A 21,506-nucleotide genomic window follows, 5' to 3' on the forward strand; every position below is an offset into this window, starting at 1 on the left:
CTGGCCGCGTATCAGTTCGCGGTGTTCGCCGCGGCCGAGCAGCTAAAGAGGGACAGAGCATGGCGGAACGCTTCACCCCCACCCCCGGAGGCCGGTTCACCCCCACCCCCGAGGACCGGTTCACCTTCGGCCTGTGGACCGTCGGCTGGCAGGGCCGCGACCCCTTCGGCGACGCCACCCGCCCCGCGCTCGACCCGGTCGAGTCGGTCGAGCGGCTCGCCGCGCTCGGTGCGTACGGCGTCACGTTCCACGACGACGACCTGATCCCCTTCGGCGCCTCGGAGACCGAGCGCGAAGGTGTGGTCAAGCGCTTCCGGGCCGCGCTGGAGAGCACCGGCCTCAAGGTGCCGATGGCCACCACGAACCTCTTCACGCACCCGGTGTTCAAGGACGGCGGCTTCACCGCCAACGACCGCGACGTACGCCGATTCGCGCTCCGCAAGACGATCCGGAACATCGACCTGGCCGTCGAGCTCGGCGCCACGACCTACGTCGCCTGGGGCGGCCGGGAAGGCGCCGAGTCGGGCGCGGCGAAGGACGTGCGCGTGGCGCTGGACCGCATGAAGGAGGCCTTCGACCTGCTCGGCCAGTACGTCACCGAGCAAGGCTACGACCTTCGGTTCGCGATCGAGCCCAAGCCGAACGAGCCGCGCGGCGACATCCTGCTGCCGACGATCGGGCACGCGCTCGCGTTCATCGAGCGCCTGGAGCGGCCGGAGCTGGTCGGCGTCAATCCGGAGACGGGCCACGAGCAGATGGCCGGGCTGAACTTCCCGCACGGCATCGCCCAGGCCCTGTGGGCCGGCAAGCTGTTCCACATCGACCTCAACGGCCAGTCCGGCATCAAGTACGACCAGGACTTCCGCTTCGGGGCCGGTGACCTGCGCCAGGCGTTCTGGCTGGTGGACCTCCTGGAGAGCGCCGGGTACGAGGGGCCGCGGCACTTCGACTTCAAGCCGGTGCGCACCGACGGCTTCGACGGAGTGTGGGAGTCCGCGAAGAACTGTATGCGCAACTACCTGATCCTGAAGGAGCGTGCGGCTTCCTTCCGCGCCGACCCGGAGGTCCAGGAAGCGCTGGTGGCCTCCCGGCTTCCGGAGCTGGCGACCCCCACGGCCGCCGACGGTCTCGCGGGGCTGCTCGCCGACCCCACCGCGTACGAGTCCTTCGACCCGGCCGCGGCGGCCGGTCGTTCGATGGCCTTCGAGCGTCTGGACCAACTGGCTCTGGAGCACCTTCTCGCGGTCCGCTGACCCGGCTGCCGACAAGTCCTACGGAGCGGTGGGCGCGAAGCCGCCGCGTGCGGAGGCCCGGTGGCCGGAGGTGTCCGTCCCCGTGACCGTGTACGTGTCGGATCCGGCGTCGCGCCCGCCCTCGGCGTGGTTGTACTGGCCGGCGAAGACATGGCGTCCGGCCGGAACGGTACGTCCCGAGGTCAGGGTCCAGCGGTAGACGAGGGCGCCGCCGTCCTCCCGTACCGAGACGGTGAAGTCCTCGGCCGGCAGGGTGCGCCAGTTGCCGGTGGAGGCGACACCTCCGGTCTGGGCGACCCGTAGCTCGACGACGAGCCCGGAGAGCGGGGTCGAGGTGGTGACGGTGAGGTCGCTCTGCGCCCAATAGCGGTTGCTGCCGGGGTCGATCACGCCTTCGGCCCGCAACCGCGGTTCCGCGCTCGGCTCGGAGCCGGCCGCTGCGGCCGAGCGGGACGGGCCGGACAGCGCGGTCACGGCGTAGCCGCCCGCGGCGAAGACCCCTGCGACGGCCACCGCCGCTCCGGCCACCTTCAGCCAGGGCACGGGGCGCAGGGACCGGACGGGCCGCGCGGGGACGGATCGCGCGTCCCCGGCCATGCCGCGCTCGACCCGGGCGAGCATCCGGGCCCGGTCCGGACGGTGGGCTTCGGCCGCCTCCCGCAGCCCTGCGCGCAGCTCGTCCTCGTTCGTCACGCGCTCTGTCCCCACTCCCTCACCCCTCACGCCTTCCTCCCGGCCAGTTCCGACGCCGCTCCGGGCCCGAGCACGCGCTGCAGCTCGGCCATGCCCTTGGAGGTCTGGCTCTTCACCGTACCGACCGAGACGCCGAGGACCTGTGCCGTGTCCCGTTCCGACAGGTCGAAGGCGTGGCGCAGGACCACACAGGCACGCTTGCGGAACGGCAGGGCGCGCAGCGCGCTCCGGACGTCGACGACCGCCGGTACGTCGGGGTCGTCGACGCGTTCGGAGCGCCGGTCCCAGAACAGCGCGACGCGGCGCCGTTCGCGGACGGCACTGCGGATGCGGCTGCGGACGAGGTGGGCGACGACTCCCCGGGCGTACGCGACGGGGTGGTCGGCGCAGCGCACCCGGTCCCAGCGGTGCCAGAGGGCGACCATCGCATCCGCCGCGAGATCGTCGGCCGCGTCCGCCTCACCGGTCAACAGGTGGGCGAGGCGGGCGAGTTCGGCATAGTGGCGCTCGAAGAACTCGTGGAACTCCGTCGCGTCCTCATCGACGGCTGTGGCCACGCCGGCCTCTCTCCCCGGCGCCGGTGCGCTCCGGTCCGCTCGCGGGGGCGGGTCCCGTGCTGCCGCGCGCTTCCAGTTCGGGTGCGATCAGGACGGTGCCGGCGGGCTCCTGCCCTTCGAGATGGGCGAAGACCCTCTCGACGGCGAGCCGCCCCATCTCCTGGGCAGGGACGCCGATGGAGGTGAGTGGCACGGACGCCTCGGCCGCGACCTGGCCGGCACAGACCGCGATCACCGAGACGTCCTCGGGCACCGCGCGCCCCTGCTGGCGCAGCAGCGCGAGCAGCGGTTCGACGGCGGCCTCGTTCTGGACGACCAGTGCGGTGGTGGCGGGGCGTTCCTCGAAGATCCGGGCGACGGTCGCGGCCACCGCGGCGTAGGTGCCGTCGCAGGGTCGGTGGAGCAGGCCGACCGACTTCTCGGCCGCCGTGCCGCGCAGCCCCACCAGGGTGCGTTCGGCGAAGCCGGTGCCCCGGGCGTAGACGGCCGGCGGCTCGCCGAGGACGGCGATCTGCCGGTGGCCGAGCTCGGCGAGATGGTCCACGCACTGGGCGCCGGCGGCCTCGAAGTCCAGGTCTACGCAGCTGAGTCCGCTGGTGTCGGCGGGCAGGCCGATGAGGACCGCGGGGCGCTCGGCCGCCTTCAGAGGGAGCAGGCGCGGGTCCTCGAGTTCGACGTCCATCACGATCATCCCGTCGGCCAGTGCGCTGCCTTCCACGCGGTGGACCGCCTCCGGGCCCTCCTCGCCGGTGAGGAGCAGCACGTCGTAGCCATGGGCGCGGGCGGTCGTGGTGACGGCCATCGCGATCTCCATGAGGACGGGCACGTACATGTCGGTACGGATGGGCATCATCAACGCGAGGATGTTCGTCCGGCTGCTGGCGAGCGCGCGGGCACCCGCGTGCGGGCGGTAACCGAGCTCCTCGATGCTGCGTCGGATGCGCTCGCGGGTCGCTGCGGAGATCGACCGTTTGCCGCTCAGTACGTAGCTGACCGTGCTGGCCGAGACTCCGGCGTGGCGCGCGACATCGGCGAGGGTCACCATGCTGATCTCCGCCCCGTTCTCCACGGCTCTGTTCGGACAAGCGCTTCGACGCGCTGCGGAAGCGACCTTATCGCTTGCCGTGCTCACGGCGAAGAGCGGTGCCGGGCAGACCCTGAACACAGGGGCCTGCCCGGCCGTTTCGTACGCGCGACCGCTCTTCCGCGGGGGCGCTGCTATTCGAGCAGTTCGGCGTACGAGCCCATGGCCAGGGCGATGTCCGCCTGGGCCCAGAACCGGTGGTACGTGAAGACGGGCGCGGCGCCGCCCGCGAGGTAGGCCTCGATCTTCGGCCAGGCGGGGTCGGCCTGGTAGAAGGTGCGGAGCGAGGCGAAGGTGGACGAGGAGTTCACGGTGTCGCCGTTCGGCATGGTGCCGGTCCAGCCGCTCGGTACGTACACCGGGTCGTCGAACCGGTTGTAGTCGGCGCGGGTCTCCGGGACGGCGATGCCGAGCGGGTCCTGGTGGTGGGTCCACATGCCGTCGAGGAGTGCCTTGGCGACCCGCTTGGCCTCGGCGTGCCCGGACTTGGCCGCGTAGTAGGTCAGCGTCTTGGCGTAGGCGGCGGCCACGCCGACGTCGTCGGTGTAGTCGGTGACGGTGACGTGGAGTCCGGCGTTGGCGCCGGGGTCAGCGGCGTTCCAGGTGTCGGGGGCTCCGGACCACTGGAGGGTGGAAGGGATGCGATAGGTGCCGTCGGGGTTGATCGTGGTCTTCGACAGCGCCCAGCCGACCCACTTGTCGAGCACGGTCCCGGCGGCCGCGTCACCGGTCTGCCGGTAGTACTCGGCAACCCGCTCCATGGACCAGGCCTGGAAGCCGAACCACTGGTTGGACGCCGGGTCGTGGTAGACGGGCTTCTCGTCGTAGAAGAGGCCGTGGAAGGTCGGGGTCCCGGCCGGGGGCTGGGCGTAGCGGCCCTGCCAGCTGTTGGTGGCACCGCCGGCGATGGCGCCCTCGTCGGACTGGAGCCAGCGGTAGAACTCCAGCTGCCGGTCGAGGCTGGTCGCCCAGTCCGCCGCGCCGGTCGCCGACTTGGGCTTCAGCGGGGCGTACTCGCTGAGCGCGTAGGCGGCGAGAGGGTTCTGGTAGCCGCCGTGGGCGTGGCTGGATCCGATGCGCCAGGACCAGCCGGCGCTGGTGTCGGTGGCGCCGCCCCAGGCGTAGTACCAGGACATCAGGTAGTGGGCGCTGTCCTTGCCGGTGCCGGCGGGGCAGACGGTCGGCCCGACGCAGTTCCCGGACTTCTTGAAGTACTTGTCGAACATGGCGTAGCGCAGGTAGTCGCCCATCTTGGCGGCCTTGGAGACCGTCGATGTCACCTGGGCGCCCTTGCCCTGCTCCTTGGCCCAGATGTCGGCCCAGTAGGCGGCCTGGACGGCGCGGGCGTCGGCGTCGGGGGCGTTGGTGAACTTCCACTGCTTGGCGTAGGAGGCGTCCCCGGTGAAGAGGTCGAGGTAGCCGTTCCTGCCGCCGTAGGTGAAGGTGTCGCAGGTGGGGTGAGGGACGGTCTCCCAGACGGACTCCTGGGGGCCGCGCTGGAAGGTGTTGATGTACGAGGGACCGGTCGCCGTCGGTCCGGCGGAGCACTTCCCGGGCTCGTTGCCGTAGCCGTAGACGTTGTCGACGTCCTGGAGCCAGTGCATCCCGTAGATGTCGTCGGTGCCGTACGCCGTCTTCAGTTCGGCGGCGATCGGGTCGGAGCCGGCGGTGACCCCGGAGTCGAGCCGGGCCGGGTACTGGGACGGCAGGTCGTGCTCGGGTGCGTAGGTGGCGGGCTTGGAGGCGTTGTAGGTGCCGGTCGTGGGCTGGTCGGCACGGGTGGGGATCATGAACTTCTCCATGGTGTCCCACGCGCCGTTGAACCTGGTCCAGTCGCCGGTGATCTTCCCGTACATCGCCTGGAGCCAGATCAGATAGCTGTACGCCTCCGAGGTCGTCTCGTGCCCGTGGTCGGGGGCCTCGACGATCAGCGTCTCGACGGAGTGGTACGGAACGCCCTCGGGCGAGAAGTAGCCGTTGGCCGGGTCGGTGATCTTCCCATGGAGGTCGAGGAAGCGTGCGTCGTAGGTGGAGTCGGCGGCCAGCTGGGCGACGGTGACCTCGGCCTTGGTGTGGCCGGGGGCGGTCGCGGTGAAGACGGCCGAGCCGGTGCCGGTGGCCGCGGCGGCGACGGTCACCTTCTGGGCGGTGTTCCAGTTCGCCGGGGTGAAGGTGAGGCCGGCGGGGGTGGCAGTGAGGTTGCTGTTGCCCGAGGTGCGGGCGACGGTCACCGTGACGTCGGCGGCGGGCTGGGTGGAGAGCTTCAGTTCGTACGTGCCGGTGGCGCCCTGGCGTACCCCGAACTGGGCGGGGGTGGCGACGAGTGCGGGACCGGCGGCGACGGTGATCCCGACCGGGGCGGACTCGGCGGAGGCGCCGAGGCTGTCGTAGGCCTTGGCGTAGAGCGAGTGGGAGCCGGCGGCGAGACCCGTGGCGCCGAGGGCGAAGGGGGCCGTGGTGTCCGTGCCGAGCAGGGTGGTGTCGCTGTAGAACGCCACCTTGTCCACGGTCGCGCCGTCCGCGGCTGCCGCGGTGGCGGCCAGCGGCACGGGGTCGCCCGCGGTGAAGACCGCTCCGGGGGCGGGGCTGGTGAGCACGGCGACCGGCGGCTGGTGGGCGCCGGCGCAGGAGGTGCCGTTGACGGCGAAGGCGGTCGGTGCGGTGTTGGTGCCGCTGTACGTGAACTGGGCGCCGGTCGTGACGGCCGCTCCGGCCGAGATCGTCCTGTTCCAGTCGGCGTGGGCGACCGTGACGGTCTTCCCGGACTGGGACCAGGTGCCGCTCCAGCCGTTGGAGAGTTTCTGGTCGCCGCTGTAGGCGTAGGTCAGGGTCCAGCCGTCGAGCGGGGTGGTCGCACGGTTGGTGAGGGTGACTTCGGCGGTGAAGCCCGAACCCCAGTCGTTGGTCCGGTAGTCGACGCTGCACTGCACCGCCGCCGCGTGGGCGGTGGTGGTGCCGACGGCCGTCAGGCCCAGAGGCAGGGACAACGCCGCGGCCAGCGCGGTCAGCAGCCGACGCGTTCTCGGTGGTCGTCGTCGTGGTGGCATGGGGGTGGTTCTCCTCGCGGCTCGGGAGGTGGGGCTTGCGGGAGTGAGGGAACAAGCTCTGAACCAGTGGGAGCGCTCCCACTGTGCAGTTGGGACACAAGGGCGTCAAGGCGCGCGAAGAGTCGAAGACATTCGACCGAGAAGTTCGTCAACTCCTCTTTTCGTTGGCGCCAGTTGACGCTACGGTCTGGCCCCACCAGTGGGAGCGATTCCGTCAGTCGGCGCGTCGTCAGCGACGCGTCCTCGCTGCAAGGAGTCGCTCATGCGACATCCCCCACGCTTGTCCGCGCTGCTCGCCGGAGCGGCGTTGACCATGACGAGCACCGCTCTCGCCGTGGTCGGTACGGCCTCCGGAGCAGCGGCCGCACCTCCCTGCACAGTGGACTACCGGGTCGTCGGCGAGTGGGCCGGCGGCTTCCAGGGATCCGTCACCGTCACCAACAACAGTGCGGCGCACAGCAGTTGGATGCTCGGCTTCGACTTCCCGGCCGGCCAGAAGATCAGTCAGGGCTGGGGCGGCAAGTGGTCCCAGTCCGGCACGACGGTCACGGCCGTCAACGAGAGCTGGAACGGTTCCCTCGGCACGGGCGCAAGCGCCACGGCCGGGTTCATCGCCTCCTGGGCGGGCGCCAACACCGCGCCCACGTCCTTCACGCTCAACGGGACCGTCTGCAACGTCGATCCGGGACCGGACCCGACGCCCACGCCCACGCCCACGCCGACGAGCCCCACACCCACTCCTACGCCCACCGATCCCACCGACCCGCCCGACCCCGTCTCCGGCGCGCCCGAACTGAGCGTCGCCGGCACCCGGCTCACCGACCAGAACGGCGCGACCCGTCGTCTGCTCGGCGTCAACCGGTCCGGCGGCGAGTTCATGTGCGTCCAGGGTCACGGCATCTTCGACGGCCCGGTCGACGACGCGTCCATCCGCGCCATCGCGGACTGGAAGGCCAACACCGTTCGCATCCCGCTCAACGAGGAGTGCTGGCTGGGCCTGGACAACATCAAGCCCGAGTACCGGGGCACGAACTACATCAACGCCGTGAAGGGGCTCGTCGATCGCGTCCTCGTCCATGGGATGACCCCGATCGTCGAACTGCACTGGACCTACGGGCAGTACACCGGCAACTCGGCGGGCTGCTCCGACATCCACGCCTCCTGCCAGAAGCCGATGCCGAACGCCCAGTACACGCCGGCCTTCTGGACCTCGGTCGCCGACACCTTCAAGAACGACCGCCGGGTCGTGCTCGACCTGTTCAACGAGCCGTATCCGGACCGGGCGACCTCCACCACCGCGCAGGCATGGAGCTGCTGGCGCGACGGCGGCATCTGCCCGGGCATCGGCTACGAGGTCGCCGGAATGCAGGACCTGCTGGACGCGGTCCGGGCCACGGGCGCCCGGAACCTCGTGCTCGTCCCCGGCATCGCGTACTCCAACGATCTGAGCCAATGGCTCTCGCACCGTCCCACCGACCCGGCGGGCAATCTGGCCGCCGCCTGGCACGTCTACAACTTCAACACCTGCTCCAACGAGGCGTGCTGGGACAGCACGCTCGCTCCGGTCGCCGCGCAGGTACCCCTCGTCGCGGGCGAGATCGGCGAGAACACCTGTGGTCACGGCTTCATCGACCGCGTCATGAAGTGGTTCGACGACCGCGGCCTCTCGTATCTCGGCTGGACCTGGAACACCTGGAACTGCTCCTCGGGACCGGCCCTCATCACCTCGTACGACGGCACACCCACCGCATTCGGCATCGGGCTGCGCGACCATCTGCGCGCCCTGAACTGAAAGGACCGCGCAATGAGCCGCACAACGAGCCGCACCGCCCTCCTGGCGGCCATCGGCCTGATCACGGCGACCGGCGCCACCGCCACCGTCATGACCAGCACGGCCGGAGCAGCAGCGGCCGGCTGCAAGGTCGACTACCAGGTCACCAACCAGTGGAACACAGGCTTCGGGGCCAACGTCACCGTCACCAACACCGGTGTCCCGCTGAGCTCCTGGACCCTGGAATGGTCCTACGCGAACGGTCAGCGGGTCACCCAGGGCTGGAACGCCACGCTCACCCAGTCCGGCGCCGCCGTGACCGCCAAGAACGTCTCGTACAACGGCAGCCTGGCGACGGGCGGTTCGACCTCCTTCGGCTTCAACGGCTCCCACACGGGTACCAACGCCGTCCCCGCGACGTTCACACTCAACGGAGTCGTCTGCAACGACACCACCCAGCCGCCGACGACCCCGCCCACCACTCCCCCGACGACGCCACCGCCTGCGGGCACCAAGGCCGACAACCCGTACGCCGGCGCCCGGGTGTATGTGAACCCCGAGTGGTCGGCGAAGGCGGCGGCCGAGCCCGGTGGCACCAAGATCTCGAACCAGCCCACCGGCGTCTGGCTGGACCGTACGGCCGCCATCGCCGGCGTGAACGGTGGCATGGGTCTGCGCGACCACCTCGACGAGGCCCTGGTCCAGAAGGGCAGCGGCGAGCTCGTCGTGCAGCTGGTCATCTACAACCTGCCGGGCCGGGACTGTGCCGCACTCGCCTCCAACGGCGAGCTCGGCCCGACGGAGATCGACCGGTACAAGACCGAGTACATCGACCCGATCTCCGCGATCCTCGCCGACCCGAAGTACGCGGGCCTGCGGATCGTCACCACCGTCGAGATCGACTCGCTGCCCAACCTCGTCACCAACGTGTCCGGGCGCCCGACGGCGACCGCGAACTGCGATGTGATGAAGACCAACGGCAACTACATCAAAGGCGTCGGCTACGCCCTGAACAAGCTCGGCGCGATCGGCAACGTCTACAACTACGTGGACGCGAGCCACCACGGCTGGCTCGGCTGGGACGACAACTTCGGCGCGTCCGCCGAACTCTTCAGGACGGCCGCCCAGGCCGAGGGTTCGACCCTCGCCAACGTCCACGGCTTCATCGTCAACACGGCCAACTACAGCGCGCTGAAGGAGAACCACTTCACCATCAACGACAGCGTGAACGGCGTCTCCGTACGCCAGTCGAAGTGGGTGGACTGGAACCGGTACGTCGACGAGCTGTCGTACGCCCAGGCGATGCGCGACAAGCTGGTCTCGCTCGGCTTCGACTCCAAGCTCGGCATGCTGATCGACACCTCCCGCAACGGCTGGGGCGGGACCGCCCGGCCCACCGCCCCGGGCGCGACGACCAGCGTCGACACCTACGTCAACGGCGGCCGCTACGACCGGCGCATCCACCTCGGCAACTGGTGCAACCAGTCGGGCGCGGGGCTCGGCGAACGGCCGCAGGCCGCTCCGGCCGCGGGCATCGACGCGTACGTGTGGATGAAGCCGCCGGGCGAGTCCGACGGCGCCAGCAAGGAGATCCCGAACAACGAGGGCAAGGGCTTCGACCGGATGTGCGACCCGACGTACACGGGCAACGCCCGTAACGGCAACAGCATGTCGGGGGCGCTGGGGGACGCGCCGCTCTCCGGGCAGTGGTTCTCGGCCCAGTTCCAGGAACTGATGAAGAACGCCTACCCGGCGCTGTGACGGGACGCCGGCCGGAACCGCGGTTCCGGCCGGCGCACGGCAGCCCTGCGCGGGCGCCCGTCTATTCGCTCGCGCAGGGTCGGCAGGGTCTGGCAGGATCCCCCGCATGACCTACGGAATCGAGTCCCACTCCGCCCTGTGAGCGCCCCGGACGAGCGCGATGCGCTCACCCCTCGGCCCTCCTTGTACGACTACGCCCTGCGCCTGTACCGCGCGGAGCCCGACGGCCGCCTCCCCGAAGGCGGTTACCCCTCCCCCGACCGGCCGTCCCGGCCGCGCTTCCCGCTCGACCGGCGGAATGCGCGTCAGACCGCCATGGCCGCCATCGTCCCCTTCCTGACCGACCCGGACACCGTGCGCGCCGCCGACGAGGTGCAGCGCCGCCTCGACGAGCTGGGCGTACGAGACCATCACATCCGCTGGGCCCTCGCCGATCTGCCCCTGGAGGACGAGCCGACCGCACGGGCGCTCGGCCGACGACTGACCCGCACGGGCACCAGCGGCGTGGCCGTGTGCCTCGGCATCGGGCTCCTGGCCCGACTCGGCGAGCCGGAGGACATCCCCTACCTCCGGACGCTCGGCCTTGTCCGGGACTTCATGGGCTATGCCGTGGAGGCACTCGCTCCCCTCGACCGTGCTGCGGCCGCCCTCGTGTGGCTCGCCGTGCGTGTCGAGGACAGCGAGCTGCGCCGACTGGTCGACGCCCTCGCGGCCCGCGACGAAAAGGCAGCCCGCGCTCGGCTGACGGCGATCCCCCGGAACCCGCGCGCCGTCGGGCCGGAGACGGCCCGCAGGATCGCGGAGGCCGTACGCCTCGCCGACGTCCTGCGCGAGGACCGTCTCGACGTCGGTGTCCTGTCCGAGGCGGCACGGCTGCTGTCGCGGATGACGAGCCAGCGCGACTACCGCCCCGAGATCCTCTCCTACGAGGACGCCGTCACCGCCTATGAGGCCGTCGTCTCACGGGCCGCCCTCCTGTCCCCGACCCTGGACCACTGCGCGACCCTGCTCTCGCTCGCCCTCGACCTGCACAGCGGTCCCAGCCATCTCCTCCGCTGGCCGCCCGGCCGGCGGGAGGCGCTCCTGGCCGACCTGGAGGCCCTGCTGCACTCCCCCTCGTGGGCGGCCGTCGCCGACCACGAGCCCGATGACCCCGCCGAGCGCCGCCGCGCCCGCTGGATCCGGCGCACGGCACGGCAGCCCTTCGGCCACTCCACGACCGCCGCGCCCCGGCTCCGCGTGGAGGTCGCCGTACGCGACCCCGCCGACCCGGACGTCGCAGAGACCCGCTTCCTGATCGACGGGCGCCCCGTCGTACCGGAGGCGTTCGGCCTCGGCCCCGGGAACGCCCCGGAGGCCCTGCTCGACAGCGGACGTATGCGGGCGACGGCCGAGCCACGGGAGGTCCAACTCGCCGAGGCGTACTGCACCGAGGGCTGCTGCGGGGCGCTGTACGTCACCGTGCAGCGGGACGGGGACCACGTCGTGTGGCGGGACTGGCGCCGACCGCAGGGCGGTCGGCGTGGACAACCTGAACTGCCCGCTTACCGATTCGACGCCGCCGCCTACGACGCCGAGATCACGCGCGCCGAGAACGACCACTCCTGGGCATGGCCGGCCCGGATCACGGCACGCCTCCTCGCCGCCGGTCTGCGCGACAGGCCGGAGCTCCTGACGCGCTGGGACGGCCGACTCGGGTGGGTGGGAACCGATTACCACGATCCGGACACGACGGTCCTGTCCTTCACGTACCGGCCGGGCTTCGCCGAGGGGAAGCAGGACAGGGACGGGCCGTGGCTGCAGTTCATCTGGAGCCTGCCGGACGACGACACACCACCCGAGGCCAGGGCCGCGGCCGCCCTGACCCGCCTGGAAACGACCGATCCGAAGACCTTCGCCCAGGTCAGAGGCGGCAGTCGGGAGGACGCGGAAGCGCTCGGCTTCCCCTGGCCCGAAACTCCGAGCTAGCGGGTGTCACCCTCCCAGTCCCAGTGCACGGCGTCGCCCTCGCGTGGCCCGTAGCGGGCGTGGCCGCCCGGGCCGTAGGAGCCGATCTCCGTGGCCAGGGCGGCCCCCTCCTCGAGCTGTCGCGCGGTCCATCCGGTGACGTCGAGCAGGAGGCCGTCCAGGGGGCCCGCAACCAGCTCGCGGTAGACGTGCCCGGGTCGAGGGCCGGGGTCGGGATCGTCGTGGTCGGCGCCGTAGACACGGCCTCTCATCAGCTCGTCCATACCCGGCAGCATCGCACCCGGCACTGACACTCGCCCGGTCACTCGGGTGCGGTCAAGCCGCGGGGGCGATGTTCTGGTTGGAGCGGAAGACGTTGCCGGGGTCGTACTCCGTCTTGAGGAGGCGCAGCCGGCGGAGCTTGTCGGCCCCGTACGCCTGCTCGACGCGCGCCTCCCCTTCCTCCATGAGGAAGTTGACGTAGACACCGGCGTGGTACGGCTCCAGAGCGGACCACCACGAGCGCGCCCAGGCGCGTTCCCCGTCGAAGCCCTCGGCGTCGACGCAGTTGCCGTTGACGTTGAAGGTGTGGCCCACGCCCCGCCCGCTGCACGCGGTCTCGTCCTCACCCACGCGGGCGACCGCACCACCCAGGTGGAAGATGTTGCACGACGAAAGCGGGGACGTGATCTGCAGGGCGTGGGCCGCGCTGATGCCGATGACCTCGTCGTCGAGCCGCTCGATGTCGCAGGAGCGGACGTAGTACCACCAGCCGGGGCGGAACGAGGGGTCGAACATGGACTGGTGCTGCAGGAAGGGCTTGGGTGCGCACAGGTCGAGCAGCGGCGTCCCGAACTTCCGCAGCGGACGAAGAACCTTCTCGCCCGTCTCGATGGCCCCGGCGTAGCAGCTGATCACCGCGATGACGGGTCTGCCGTGCAGTTCGGGCGGAATCGAGGGGAGGGGCGGGGCCTTGCGGTGGACGACGATGGTGGTCAGCTCGTCGGGGATGTCGGTGATCCAGTCGCGGTAGAAGGCGAGCACGTGCGGTGCCTCTTCCAGCGGCCACAGGATCGGTCCGGCGAGGACCGTGGGGCCCACGGGGTTGAGCCGGAACTCGAACTCGGTGACGACTCCGAAGTTGGTGCCCGCGCCGCGCAGCCCCCAGAAGAGTTCGGGCTCGTGGCTCTCGCTCGCCGTGACGAAGCTGCCGTCGGCGGTGACCATGTCGGCGGAGAGCAGCTGGTCGACGGTGAGCCCGTACTTGCGCATCAGCCAGCCGATCCCGCCACCGAGGGTGAGCCCGGCGAGGCCGGTGTGCGTCACGATGCCGGCGGGGACGGCCATCCCGAAGTGCTGTGTCTCGCGGTCCAGCGCCCCGAGCAGGACTCCGGCCTGGGCCCTGACCGTCCGGTTCACCGGATCGACGCGGATGCCGTTCATGGCCGACAGATCGATGACGATTCCGCCGTCGCACAGCGACTGACCGGGGAAGCTGTGGCCCCCGCTCCGTACCGCGACCGGCAGACCGCTGCGCGTCGCGCTCTCCAGCGCGGCGGCGACGTCGGCGACACCCGTGCAGTACGCGATGAGGGCGGGGAACTTGCTGATGGACCCGTTCCAAATGCGCCGGGCCTCGTCGTATGCGGGCTCGTCGGAGCGGACGAGCCTGCCGGAGAAGGATCGCTCCAGCTCCTGGAAGGCTGCCTCGTCCACGCGCGCCGCTGCGGGGGCTGCGCCCATCGTCACTCCTCGGCCGATCGGGCCCCTCTTGTCAGGCTCCCACCGGCTGGGACCCGGTGCCAGCCCGGGCCAGGACGCTCCCGCAGGAGCAGGACGCCCGTCAGCGCGACCAGGGCGGCGGTGAGCGCTTCCCCACCATGACGCGCCGCCGTCGGCACCTGGGTTCACCATGGCGGTCCGCCCGGTCGCCCGCACCCTCGCCGAGCTCGCACGGCTGCTGGGCCGGGACGCCGAGGCGGACGCGCACGAAGCCCGTGCGGCGGCGATCGCCGCGCGCCGGGGGACTGCCTTGATGCCCCCGTAGCGTCGCTCGGGCTCCGGACGTTCCGCCGACGGCGCCGTAGAGGTCCGGACGTTCCGTCGACGGCGCCGTAGAACTCCGGACGTTCCGCCGACGGCGCCGTGGAGCTCCGGACGTTCCGTCGACGGCGCCGTAGAGACGTTCAGGCGCCGACGGTTCCGTCGACGCCCTCGCGCAGGAAGTCCGCGTGCCCGTTGTGGCGGCCGTACTCGAGCAGGACGTGCACCATCACCATCCGCAGGGACACGTCCTCGCCCCAGCGCGGCTGGTGTCCGGTGAGGTCCAAGGACGCGGCCTCGAGCTCGATCCGGCGGGAGTTCTCGACCTCGGCCTCCCAGGCGGCGAAGGCATCGGCGCGGGTCGACCGGCTCGCGTCGTAGGCAGCCTGGAAGTCGATCGTGTCCGACCAGACCATCGGCGCCTCGCCGTCCTCGAAGACCCGGCGGAACCAGGCGCGTTCCACCTCGGCCATGTGCCGGACGAGGCCGAGCAGCGACAGAGTGGACGGCTGCATCGACTTCTCCCGCAGCTGCTCGTCCTCGAGCCCCTCGCACTTCATGGCGAGCGTCGCGCGCTGGTAGTCGAGGAAGGCGCGGAGGGTTTCGCGTTCGCTGCCGACGTGCGGCGGTCCGATGCGGTGGTCGGTGGTCACTGTCGTTGCTCCTCGTCACGATCCGGTGCGGGTACCGAACCTAGTGACCCCTGGCCCGGGCCTCCACCGACTTACGCCCGGGCCGGCGCTCACTCCTCGGGTGGGCGCCGCTCCGCCGTCAGGGAGGCGACGAGAACCCCGGCCAGGACCGCCCACACCGCGACCTCGGCGCCCCCGACTGTCGCCCAGCCCACGGCGCCGAGCGCCAGCGCCGCCCCCAGCCCGGCGCCCAGCGCCCGCCGGTCGGTGGCGAAGGCAAAGGCGCGACGGCCCGCGCCGGGCATACGCATCTCCAGCACCGCGGCGCGGCAGACCAGCGCCGCGGCGGCGACCACCGCGGTCAGCACGGACGGCTCCATGGCACCTGCCTCTCGCCGTCCATGCTCGCGCAACCCGGTCGGGCGCGCACCGGGCGCGACGTCGAGTCGTGCGGATCAGCCGGCGAGGAAGTCCTCGATCGCGGCGGCCAGCGCCTGCGGGGTCTCCTCCGGGGCGTAGTGCCCCGCCTCCGCGAGGACCTCCAGGCGGGCGTTCGGGTACCACCGGAGCCAGCCGGCCGCCATCGCCTCGGCGCCCAGCGCCGGATCGTGGGCGCCGACGACCAACAGGACCGGGGCCGGGTTGTCCTTGACGCGGTGGTGGAAGTCGGTGCGGGACCAGGAGTCGAGATAGGCGCGGAACGCTCTGGCCGAGGAACGTTCCACCGACCGCTTCACGAGCGGGTCCAGCCATGCGGCGTCGTACCGGCCACCCGTGGTGGTGTCGATGATGACCCGTCGGTGGGTGGTGTCCTCCGCGGCCCCGGCGAACAGGTCCCAGCTCTCGCCGTCGAGCGGGAAGCCGGCGGCGGACACCGGCGAGATACCGATGAGGGAGCGGACCCGCGTGGGCGCGTCGAGCAGCATCAGCTGGGCCGCCTTGCCGCCCATCGAGTGGCCGATCACGTTGAAGGAGTCCCAGCCCAGGTCGTCGGCGACGGCCAGCGCGTCCGCGGCGACCTCGTCCATGGTGAACGCGCCCTCGATGTCGATCGCCTCGCCGTAGCCGCGGCAGTCGAGGAACGCGTACGTTCCGGTGTCGCCGTTCAGGTGGCCGCGCAGCGCGTCGAAGCTCGTGCGGTCGCCGAACCAGTTGTGCAGCACGAGGGCCCGCCGGGGCCCGCTTCCCTCGATGTCGTACGGAAGAACCTGGCCCGTCATCACGCCCCCTGGTCATGAGGTGGTGCCGTCGCGTCGTCGCGATCGCGTCGGTGCCGACGATCGAGTGTCGCGACCCGCGGCGGCCGGGTCAACGGTCCCGACCGGGGCGCACCGCGGCACACCGGGGGTGACCGGGCGTGTCCGGGCCGGTGCGTGGCGCAACCGCTCCGAGATGCGATCCGCCACGGCCCGGGAGCATGCTGACTGTGTGACGTCGCACGGCGTGGCCGGCCCTGCCCCGTCGGCCGGGACCGGGTACGTTCCCCGGAGCGCGGACGACGGGCAGCTGCTCGACGCCCTGCCTCTGGTCCTGGCCGAGGGCGCGCTCCGGACGATCGAGGCGGTCGGCGGTTACGCGGGCGGGGTCTATCTGCGGTCCGGAACGCCGGACCTGCTCCGCATGGCGGTCCTCGCCGGGCTCCCCGGCCCGCTGTTCCGGCCCTGGTGGCGGATGCATGTGAACCGCCCGTTCCCGGTGGCGGAGGCCCACCGCTCCGGCCAGCCGGTCCACCTCGCCGACGTCGAGGAGGCCATGCGGCAGTTTCCCCAGCTCGTGGCGAGCCTTCCGTTCCCCTTCGGATCCTTGTACGCGCCGGTCGTCAGCGGCCGGGAACGCTTCGGCGTGCTCGTGGTGCTGCGTGCGCCGAGCCCCGGCGTCCCGGTGAACTCCCGGGACCGGATGCGGCTGGCGCGGGAGGCGCGCCGGCTCGGGGACGCCCTCGCGGATCTCTCCGACACCGGCGTCCTCGTCGAATGGCCCGGTGAGCCGGTGTGCGTCCAGCTTCCCTCGGGCGGCACGAAGCCGGTCCGGATCGGCTATTTCGACTGGGACCTGACCACCGGAACCGTCACCGCCGACGCCGGGCTGCGGGCCATCATCGGCGAGGCCGAAAGCGACGCGTTCCCCGGGACCATGGAGGCGCTGACCGCGCGCCTCGCACCGGAGGACAGCGCCGCGCTGTGGACCATGGCCCGCCGCGCGGCCGAGTCGGGTGCCCAGGTGGCGCGCCGGATACGGCTCAAGGGCCCCGACGGCGGGCTCCATCTCCTGGAGATCTCCGCCCGCGCGGCGGGCGACCGCCCGGGGCGGCTCAAGGGCTCCCTGGTCGACCTCGGCACCGGCCTGGTCGGCTCCGACGCCACCGACCGGCTGCCACGGGCCATCCTCGCGATCGACCGCCTCGGCCGGATCACGTACGTGAACCATCTCACCGAGGCTCTCCTCGGCATCCCGCGTGCCTCACTCGCCGGGCTGACCTTGTGGGAGGCGCTGCCCTGGTTCGGCAATCCCGCGTACGAGGAGCATCTGCGCGCCGCGCTGCTCTCCGAGGAGCCGGTGCACTTCCTGGCCCATACCCCCGAAGGGGAGTGGCTGTCGGTCTCGCTGTACCCCGGCCACGACGGCGTCACGATGGTGCTGCTCCCCGAGAGCGACCCCGCCTACACGCCCGGCTCCGTCGCCCACCCGGACACCGGTCTCGGCTCGCCGGCGGACCGGGCGTCGGCTCTGTACCGACCGGTGGCACTCGCCATCGCCCTGACCGAGGCGGTGACGGCGCGCCAGGTGTCCGCCGTCGTCACCGACGAGCTGCTGCCGGCGTTCGGCGGCCGACAGCTGGCGATCTACCTGCTGAGCGACCGTCATCTCTATCTGGCGTGGGAGACCGGTTTCCCGCCGGGGTTCTTGGAGCCGTTCGACGGTGTCGGGCTCGACGCCCATCTGCCGGGTGTCGAGGCGCTCACGACCGGCCGGCCGCTGTTCTTCGAGTCGATCGAGCAGATGAGCCGGGCCTATCCGGATCTCCCGCTGGACGCGCTCTCAGGTGCCCGGGCCTTTCTGCCGTTGATCGCGTCGGGCCGGCCCGTCGGCTCGTGCATCCTCGGCTTCGACCGGCCGCGCGGCTTCAGCCCGGAGGAGCGCACGGTGCTCACCGCCCTCGCCGGGCTGATCGCGCAGGCGTTGGAGCGGGCCCGGCGGTACGACAGCGAATCCGCCCTCGCCCGCGGGTTGCAGGACGCGCTGCTTCCCGCCCGGCTGCCGGTTCGCGAGCAGGTCGACACGGTGGCGCGGTATCTGCCCGGTACGCAGGGCATGGAGGTGGGCGGCGACTGGTACGACGTGCTCGAGACGGGGGAGGGGCTGCTGGCGCTGGTGGTCGGCGACGTCCAGGGCCACGGCGTCGCCGCCGCGGCCACGATGGGGCAACTGCGCAGCGCGGTCCGGGCCTTCGCGCTCGGCGGTCATCCGCCGCAGAAGGTGATGCAGGGCACCAACCGGCTGCTGATCGACCTCGACCCGGGGCAGTTCGCGAGCTGTTGCTATGTCGTCCTCGATCCGGCGACCGGCGCCACGCAGGCCGTCCGGGCCGGGCATCCGCAGCCGCTGCTGCGGCGGCCCGACGGCACGACGGAGGTGCTGGAGCTGCCGGGCGGGCTGGTCCTGGGAATCGACGGCGACGCCACGTACCCGGTCACCGAGCTGCAGCTGGATCGCGGGGCGGTCCTCGCGCTGTACACGGACGGTCTGGTGGAGCGTCCGGGCACCGATATCGACGAAGGGGTCGAGTGGCTGCGCCGCACGTTCTCCGTGACCGGGTCGATTCCGCTCACGGAGACCGCGGACCGGCTGATCCGCGACGCCCGTCAGGCCACCGACCGGCCCGACGACATCGCCCTGCTCCTCGCCGCCCGCTGGGCCCATCCCCACCCCTAGGAAGGGCCTAGCGGCGACGGTAGCTGTCGGTCTGGGTCGGCGGCGCGTTGTGCGCCGAGAACGACGAGAACGACGTGCGGTCGTCGCGTGCCTGGTGGCGCCGCGCCTGCTCGATGAGAAGGCCGTCGGCGTTCTCGGTGTGGCCGCTGCCCCGGCGCATCAGCTTCACGATGAGCAGCAGGGCGATCGCGCCCAGCACACCGAAGAAAACAAGAACCGTGGTCATGACGGGCTCCCCCCCACGTCGTCGAGCCGTCGTCCACCCGGGCGCCGGCGTCCCCCACACAGTAGCCCGGAAACGATCACGGCGGAACGGCTGGGAAGCGGACCCGTGCCCTCACCCGGTCGGCCCCGCGGCGCTGGTCGGCCGGGCCCGTCCCGGCGAGGCTGGGCCCATCAGCAGGCAGCCCGAGGAGGAACAGTGCAGCAGGACAAGCAGCCGGAGTACGGCCCGGTGGTCTTCCGCGACCGCTCCGCCGGGTTCGCCTTCCTGACCCGGTCCACGGCGACCAGTGAGGAGACCATCGAGTGGGACGACGGCCACAGCTATCCGGTGGTCGACGTCGAGATCTCCTCCGAGAGCCACCCGTTCTACACGGGCAAGGCGCGCACGGTGGATTCGGAGGGCCGTATCGCGAAGTTCGAGCGCCGCTTCGGCGAGGGCGGCGAGGAGTCCTGATCCGGCGGTGTCCGTGCCGCCCCGTAGGGTGACGGGGTCGGTTCGAGACAGGACGGTACGGGGGTCGGCCATGCGGGAGTTGTTCCTGACGGACGTGCGGGCGCACATCAGGTGGATCGAGTTGCCCGGGGAGGGGCCGCTGCGGGTCTTCCTACACGGCCTCGGGTGCACGGGCGCGTCCGACTTCGCCCACATCGCGACGCATCCGGCGCTGCGCGGCGGCCCCGCGCTCCTCGTCGACCTGCTCGGCTTCGGACTGAGCGACCGTCCCCGGGACTTCGGATACGGCATGGCGGATCAGGCCGCCGCCGTGGCGCGGATCCTGGAGCACCGCGCTGCGGCGGGCGTGGAGTTGATCGGGCACTCGATGGGCGGGGCGGTCGCCGTCCGGCTGGCGGCCGCCCGGCCCGATCTGATCGCCCGGCTCGTGGTGGCGGAGCCGAACCTGTACCCCGGCGGGGGCGCGTTCAGCACACCGGTCGCCGCCCAGGACGAGGAGTCCTTCGTGCGGGACGGCTTCGCGCGGATGCTGGCCTCCGTCGACCGGCCCGACTACGCGGCGCGGCTGCGGCTCGCCGATCCCCTCGCGGTGCACCGCAGCGCCGTCGCGCTGGTGGAGGGGGCCTCACCCTCGGAGGGCGAGCTGTTGGCCGGGCTCGACCGGCCGCGCGCGTTCCTGGTGGGCGAGTACAGCCTCCCGGACGCCGACACCGAGCGGATGCGCGCGGTCGGTGTCCCGGTGTTCGAGGTCCCGAAGGCCGGGCACAACCTGATGCTCGACAACGCGGACGGGTTCGCGGAGGCGCTGGCGCGGGCCCTGGTGGTCGAGCGCCGCTGATCCTCCGCGAACCCGGCTCTCACCTCAAAGGACCGAAGAAGGCGCGCAGTTCGGCGGCGACCTGCTCGGGTTCCTCATGGGCCATGAAGTGGCCGCCGCGGCGCGGGGTGCTCCAGTGCCGCAGATCGTGGAACGTGCGCTCGGCGAGGCTCCGGGGGAAGTCCGCGTAGGCCGGTTCATGGCTGAGGGTGACCGCGGCGGGAACCTCGACCGGCGGGACCGGCCGGTTGTGGTGGTAGTCGTAGTACTGCCGGAACGACGAACCGATGGTGCCGGTGGCCCAGTAGAGGGTGGCCACCGTCAGCAGGGTGTCCCTGTCCCAGCGGGACTCGAGGTCGCCCGCGCAGTCGCTCCAGTCGCGGTACTTGTCGGCGATCCAGGCGAGCAGTCCGGCCGGTGAGTCCCGTAGGGCGGCGGCGATGGTGTCGGGCCGGGTGCACATGATCTCGCTGTAGCCCTGGTCTCCTTCGTCGTAGGCGGCGAGGGCGTCGAGGTAGGTGCGTTCCTCGGAGGTGGGCGGTTGCGCCTCGAAGTCGCCGGTGACGACGGCCGAGGTGATGTGGACTCCGGTGACCTCGGCGGGGTACAGGGCGCCGAGCCACTGCGTCACGCCTCCGCCGATGTCCCCGCCGAAGGCGCCGAAGCGCGCGTACCCGAGGTTCCGGGTCATCAGCGTGTGCCAGGTCTCGGCGACCCCGCGGCGGGTGAACGGACCGGCCGGCAGGGCCGACCAGAGGAAGCCGGGCAGCGAGGGGACGACGACGTCGAAGGCGTCGGCGGGGTCGCCACCGTGGGCGGCCGGGTCGGCGAGCAGGTCGGCCACACGCAGCATCTCCACGAAGCTGCTCGGCCAGCCGTGGGTGAGGATCAGCGGCAGCGGCTCCGGGCCGCCCTCGGTGCGACGGGCGCGCAGATGGACGTAGTGCACCGGCTGCCCCGCCACCTGGGCGAGATGGTGCGGATAGGTGTTGAGAACCGCCTCCGCCTTCGCCCAGTCGAAGCCGTCCGCCCAGTAGGAGACGAGTTCGCGCAGATGTCGGGGATCGGCGCCGGCCGCCCAGTACGTGGAGTCGGACGGTTCGGTGAAGAGGGTGCGGTTCAGACGGTGTCGCAGGTCGTGCAGGACGTCGTCGGACACGGAGATCCGGAAAGGTGTGACGCTCATGGTTCCTTCGCTCAGGAGTGCTCGGCCGGCGGGCGCTCCCGGTGCGGGTCAGACAGACGCGTCGTGGAGGGCCCGTTCACAGTGGGTGTCGTACATGCGGGCT

General features: G+C 71.6%; 19 protein-coding genes. 8 read left to right on the forward strand and 11 right to left on the reverse strand.

The window, feature by feature from the left end:
• Positions 1–59: 59 nt before the first annotated feature.
• A complete protein-coding gene (gene xylA / locus ACZ561_RS09605) occupies positions 60–1,253 on the forward strand; it encodes a xylose isomerase (protein WP_470991606.1) in 1,194 nt (397 codons plus the stop codon).
• A gap of 18 nt (positions 1,254–1,271) precedes the next feature.
• On the opposite strand, the gene ACZ561_RS09610 is transcribed toward xylA, so the two are convergent.
• The 4 genes from ACZ561_RS09610 to ACZ561_RS09625 all read right to left on the reverse strand — a co-directional run bounded on the left by ACZ561_RS09610 (position 1,272) and on the right by ACZ561_RS09625 (position 6,634).
• The gene (locus ACZ561_RS09610) at positions 1,272–1,946 is read right to left on the reverse strand and encodes a hypothetical protein (RefSeq protein WP_470991609.1); all 675 of its coding nucleotides are present in this window, start codon (positions 1,944–1,946) and stop codon (positions 1,272–1,274) included.
• 26 nt (positions 1,947–1,972) lie between these two features.
• A complete protein-coding gene (locus ACZ561_RS09615; protein WP_376433103.1) occupies positions 1,973–2,503 on the reverse strand; it encodes a SigE family RNA polymerase sigma factor in 531 nt (176 codons plus the stop codon).
• Complete coding sequence (locus ACZ561_RS09620) at positions 2,484–3,548, reverse strand: LacI family DNA-binding transcriptional regulator (protein WP_470992948.1); 1,065 nt, start codon at positions 3,546–3,548, stop codon at positions 2,484–2,486. Before ACZ561_RS09620 ends, ACZ561_RS09615 begins: the two co-directional genes overlap by 20 nt.
• 173 nt (positions 3,549–3,721) lie before the next feature.
• Positions 3,722–6,634, reverse strand: coding sequence for a glycoside hydrolase family 48 protein (locus ACZ561_RS09625; RefSeq protein WP_470991612.1), 2,913 nt, complete (start codon positions 6,632–6,634; stop codon positions 3,722–3,724).
• A gap of 262 nt (positions 6,635–6,896) precedes the next feature.
• Between ACZ561_RS09625 and ACZ561_RS09630 the strand changes: the two genes are divergently transcribed.
• The 3 genes from ACZ561_RS09630 to ACZ561_RS09640 all read left to right on the forward strand — a co-directional run bounded on the left by ACZ561_RS09630 (position 6,897) and on the right by ACZ561_RS09640 (position 12,134).
• Positions 6,897–8,426 carry a cellulase family glycosylhydrolase gene (locus ACZ561_RS09630; protein WP_470991615.1) on the forward strand — a complete coding sequence of 510 codons (1,530 nt, stop codon included), beginning with the start codon at positions 6,897–6,899 and terminating at the stop codon, positions 8,424–8,426.
• A gap of 12 nt (positions 8,427–8,438) precedes the next feature.
• The gene (locus ACZ561_RS09635) at positions 8,439–10,166 is read left to right on the forward strand and encodes a glycoside hydrolase family 6 protein (protein WP_470991617.1); all 1,728 of its coding nucleotides are present in this window, start codon (positions 8,439–8,441) and stop codon (positions 10,164–10,166) included.
• A gap of 138 nt (positions 10,167–10,304) precedes the next feature.
• Positions 10,305–12,134 carry a hypothetical protein gene (locus ACZ561_RS09640; RefSeq protein ID WP_470991620.1) on the forward strand — a complete coding sequence of 610 codons (1,830 nt, stop codon included), beginning with the start codon at positions 10,305–10,307 and terminating at the stop codon, positions 12,132–12,134.
• Here the strand turns inward: ACZ561_RS09640 and ACZ561_RS09645 are convergent.
• Positions 12,131–12,397, reverse strand: coding sequence for a hypothetical protein (locus ACZ561_RS09645; RefSeq protein WP_329112541.1), 267 nt, complete (start codon positions 12,395–12,397; stop codon positions 12,131–12,133). The genes ACZ561_RS09640 and ACZ561_RS09645 overlap by 4 nt on opposite strands.
• Before the next feature lie 52 nt (positions 12,398–12,449).
• Positions 12,450–13,856, reverse strand: coding sequence for an FAD-binding oxidoreductase (locus ACZ561_RS09650; RefSeq protein WP_470991623.1), 1,407 nt, complete (start codon positions 13,854–13,856; stop codon positions 12,450–12,452).
• A 169-nt stretch (positions 13,857–14,025) separates the two neighbouring features.
• Here ACZ561_RS09650 and ACZ561_RS09655 point away from each other — a divergent pair, with 169 nt between their 5' ends.
• Positions 14,026–14,160, forward strand: coding sequence for a hypothetical protein (locus ACZ561_RS09655; RefSeq protein WP_470991625.1), 135 nt, complete (start codon positions 14,026–14,028; stop codon positions 14,158–14,160).
• Positions 14,161–14,299: 139 nt separating this feature from the next.
• Here ACZ561_RS09655 and ACZ561_RS09660 read toward each other — a convergent pair whose 3' ends face one another.
• The 3 genes from ACZ561_RS09660 to ACZ561_RS09670 form a co-directional block, all read right to left on the reverse strand.
• Positions 14,300–14,809 carry a DinB family protein gene (locus tag ACZ561_RS09660; protein WP_470991628.1) on the reverse strand — a complete coding sequence of 170 codons (510 nt, stop codon included), beginning with the start codon at positions 14,807–14,809 and terminating at the stop codon, positions 14,300–14,302.
• Positions 14,810–14,898: 89 nt separating this feature from the next.
• Positions 14,899–15,168 (reverse strand): hypothetical protein, encoded by a 270-nt coding sequence (locus tag ACZ561_RS09665; RefSeq protein ID WP_470991631.1) that lies wholly within the window; start codon positions 15,166–15,168, stop codon positions 14,899–14,901.
• 75 nt (positions 15,169–15,243) lie between these two features.
• The gene (locus tag ACZ561_RS09670) at positions 15,244–16,008 is read right to left on the reverse strand and encodes an alpha/beta fold hydrolase (RefSeq protein WP_470991634.1); all 765 of its coding nucleotides are present in this window, start codon (positions 16,006–16,008) and stop codon (positions 15,244–15,246) included.
• A 208-nt stretch (positions 16,009–16,216) separates the two neighbouring features.
• Between ACZ561_RS09670 and ACZ561_RS09675 the strand changes: the two genes are divergently transcribed.
• On the forward strand, positions 16,217–18,721 hold the full coding sequence (locus tag ACZ561_RS09675; protein WP_470991637.1) for a SpoIIE family protein phosphatase: 2,505 nt from the start codon (positions 16,217–16,219) through the stop codon (positions 18,719–18,721).
• 7 nt (positions 18,722–18,728) lie between these two features.
• Here the strand turns inward: ACZ561_RS09675 and ACZ561_RS09680 are convergent, their stop codons facing one another.
• Positions 18,729–18,947 (reverse strand): hypothetical protein, encoded by a 219-nt coding sequence (locus tag ACZ561_RS09680; RefSeq protein WP_470991640.1) that lies wholly within the window; start codon positions 18,945–18,947, stop codon positions 18,729–18,731.
• 195 nt (positions 18,948–19,142) lie between these two features.
• Here ACZ561_RS09680 and ACZ561_RS09685 point away from each other — a divergent pair, with 195 nt between their 5' ends.
• Entirely contained in the window at positions 19,143–19,400 is a 258-nt protein-coding gene (locus ACZ561_RS09685; protein WP_470991643.1) for a type B 50S ribosomal protein L31, read from the forward strand.
• Between the two features lie 70 nt (positions 19,401–19,470).
• Positions 19,471–20,238, forward strand: coding sequence for an alpha/beta fold hydrolase (locus ACZ561_RS09690; RefSeq protein ID WP_470991646.1), 768 nt, complete (start codon positions 19,471–19,473; stop codon positions 20,236–20,238).
• A gap of 19 nt (positions 20,239–20,257) precedes the next feature.
• Here the strand turns inward: ACZ561_RS09690 and ACZ561_RS09695 are convergent, their stop codons facing one another.
• Entirely contained in the window at positions 20,258–21,403 is a 1,146-nt protein-coding gene (locus tag ACZ561_RS09695) for an epoxide hydrolase family protein (RefSeq protein ID WP_470991649.1), read from the reverse strand.
• Between the last annotated feature and the right edge of the window lie 103 nt (positions 21,404–21,506).

This window comes from Streptomyces sp. NPDC039609, from assembly GCF_055596705.1.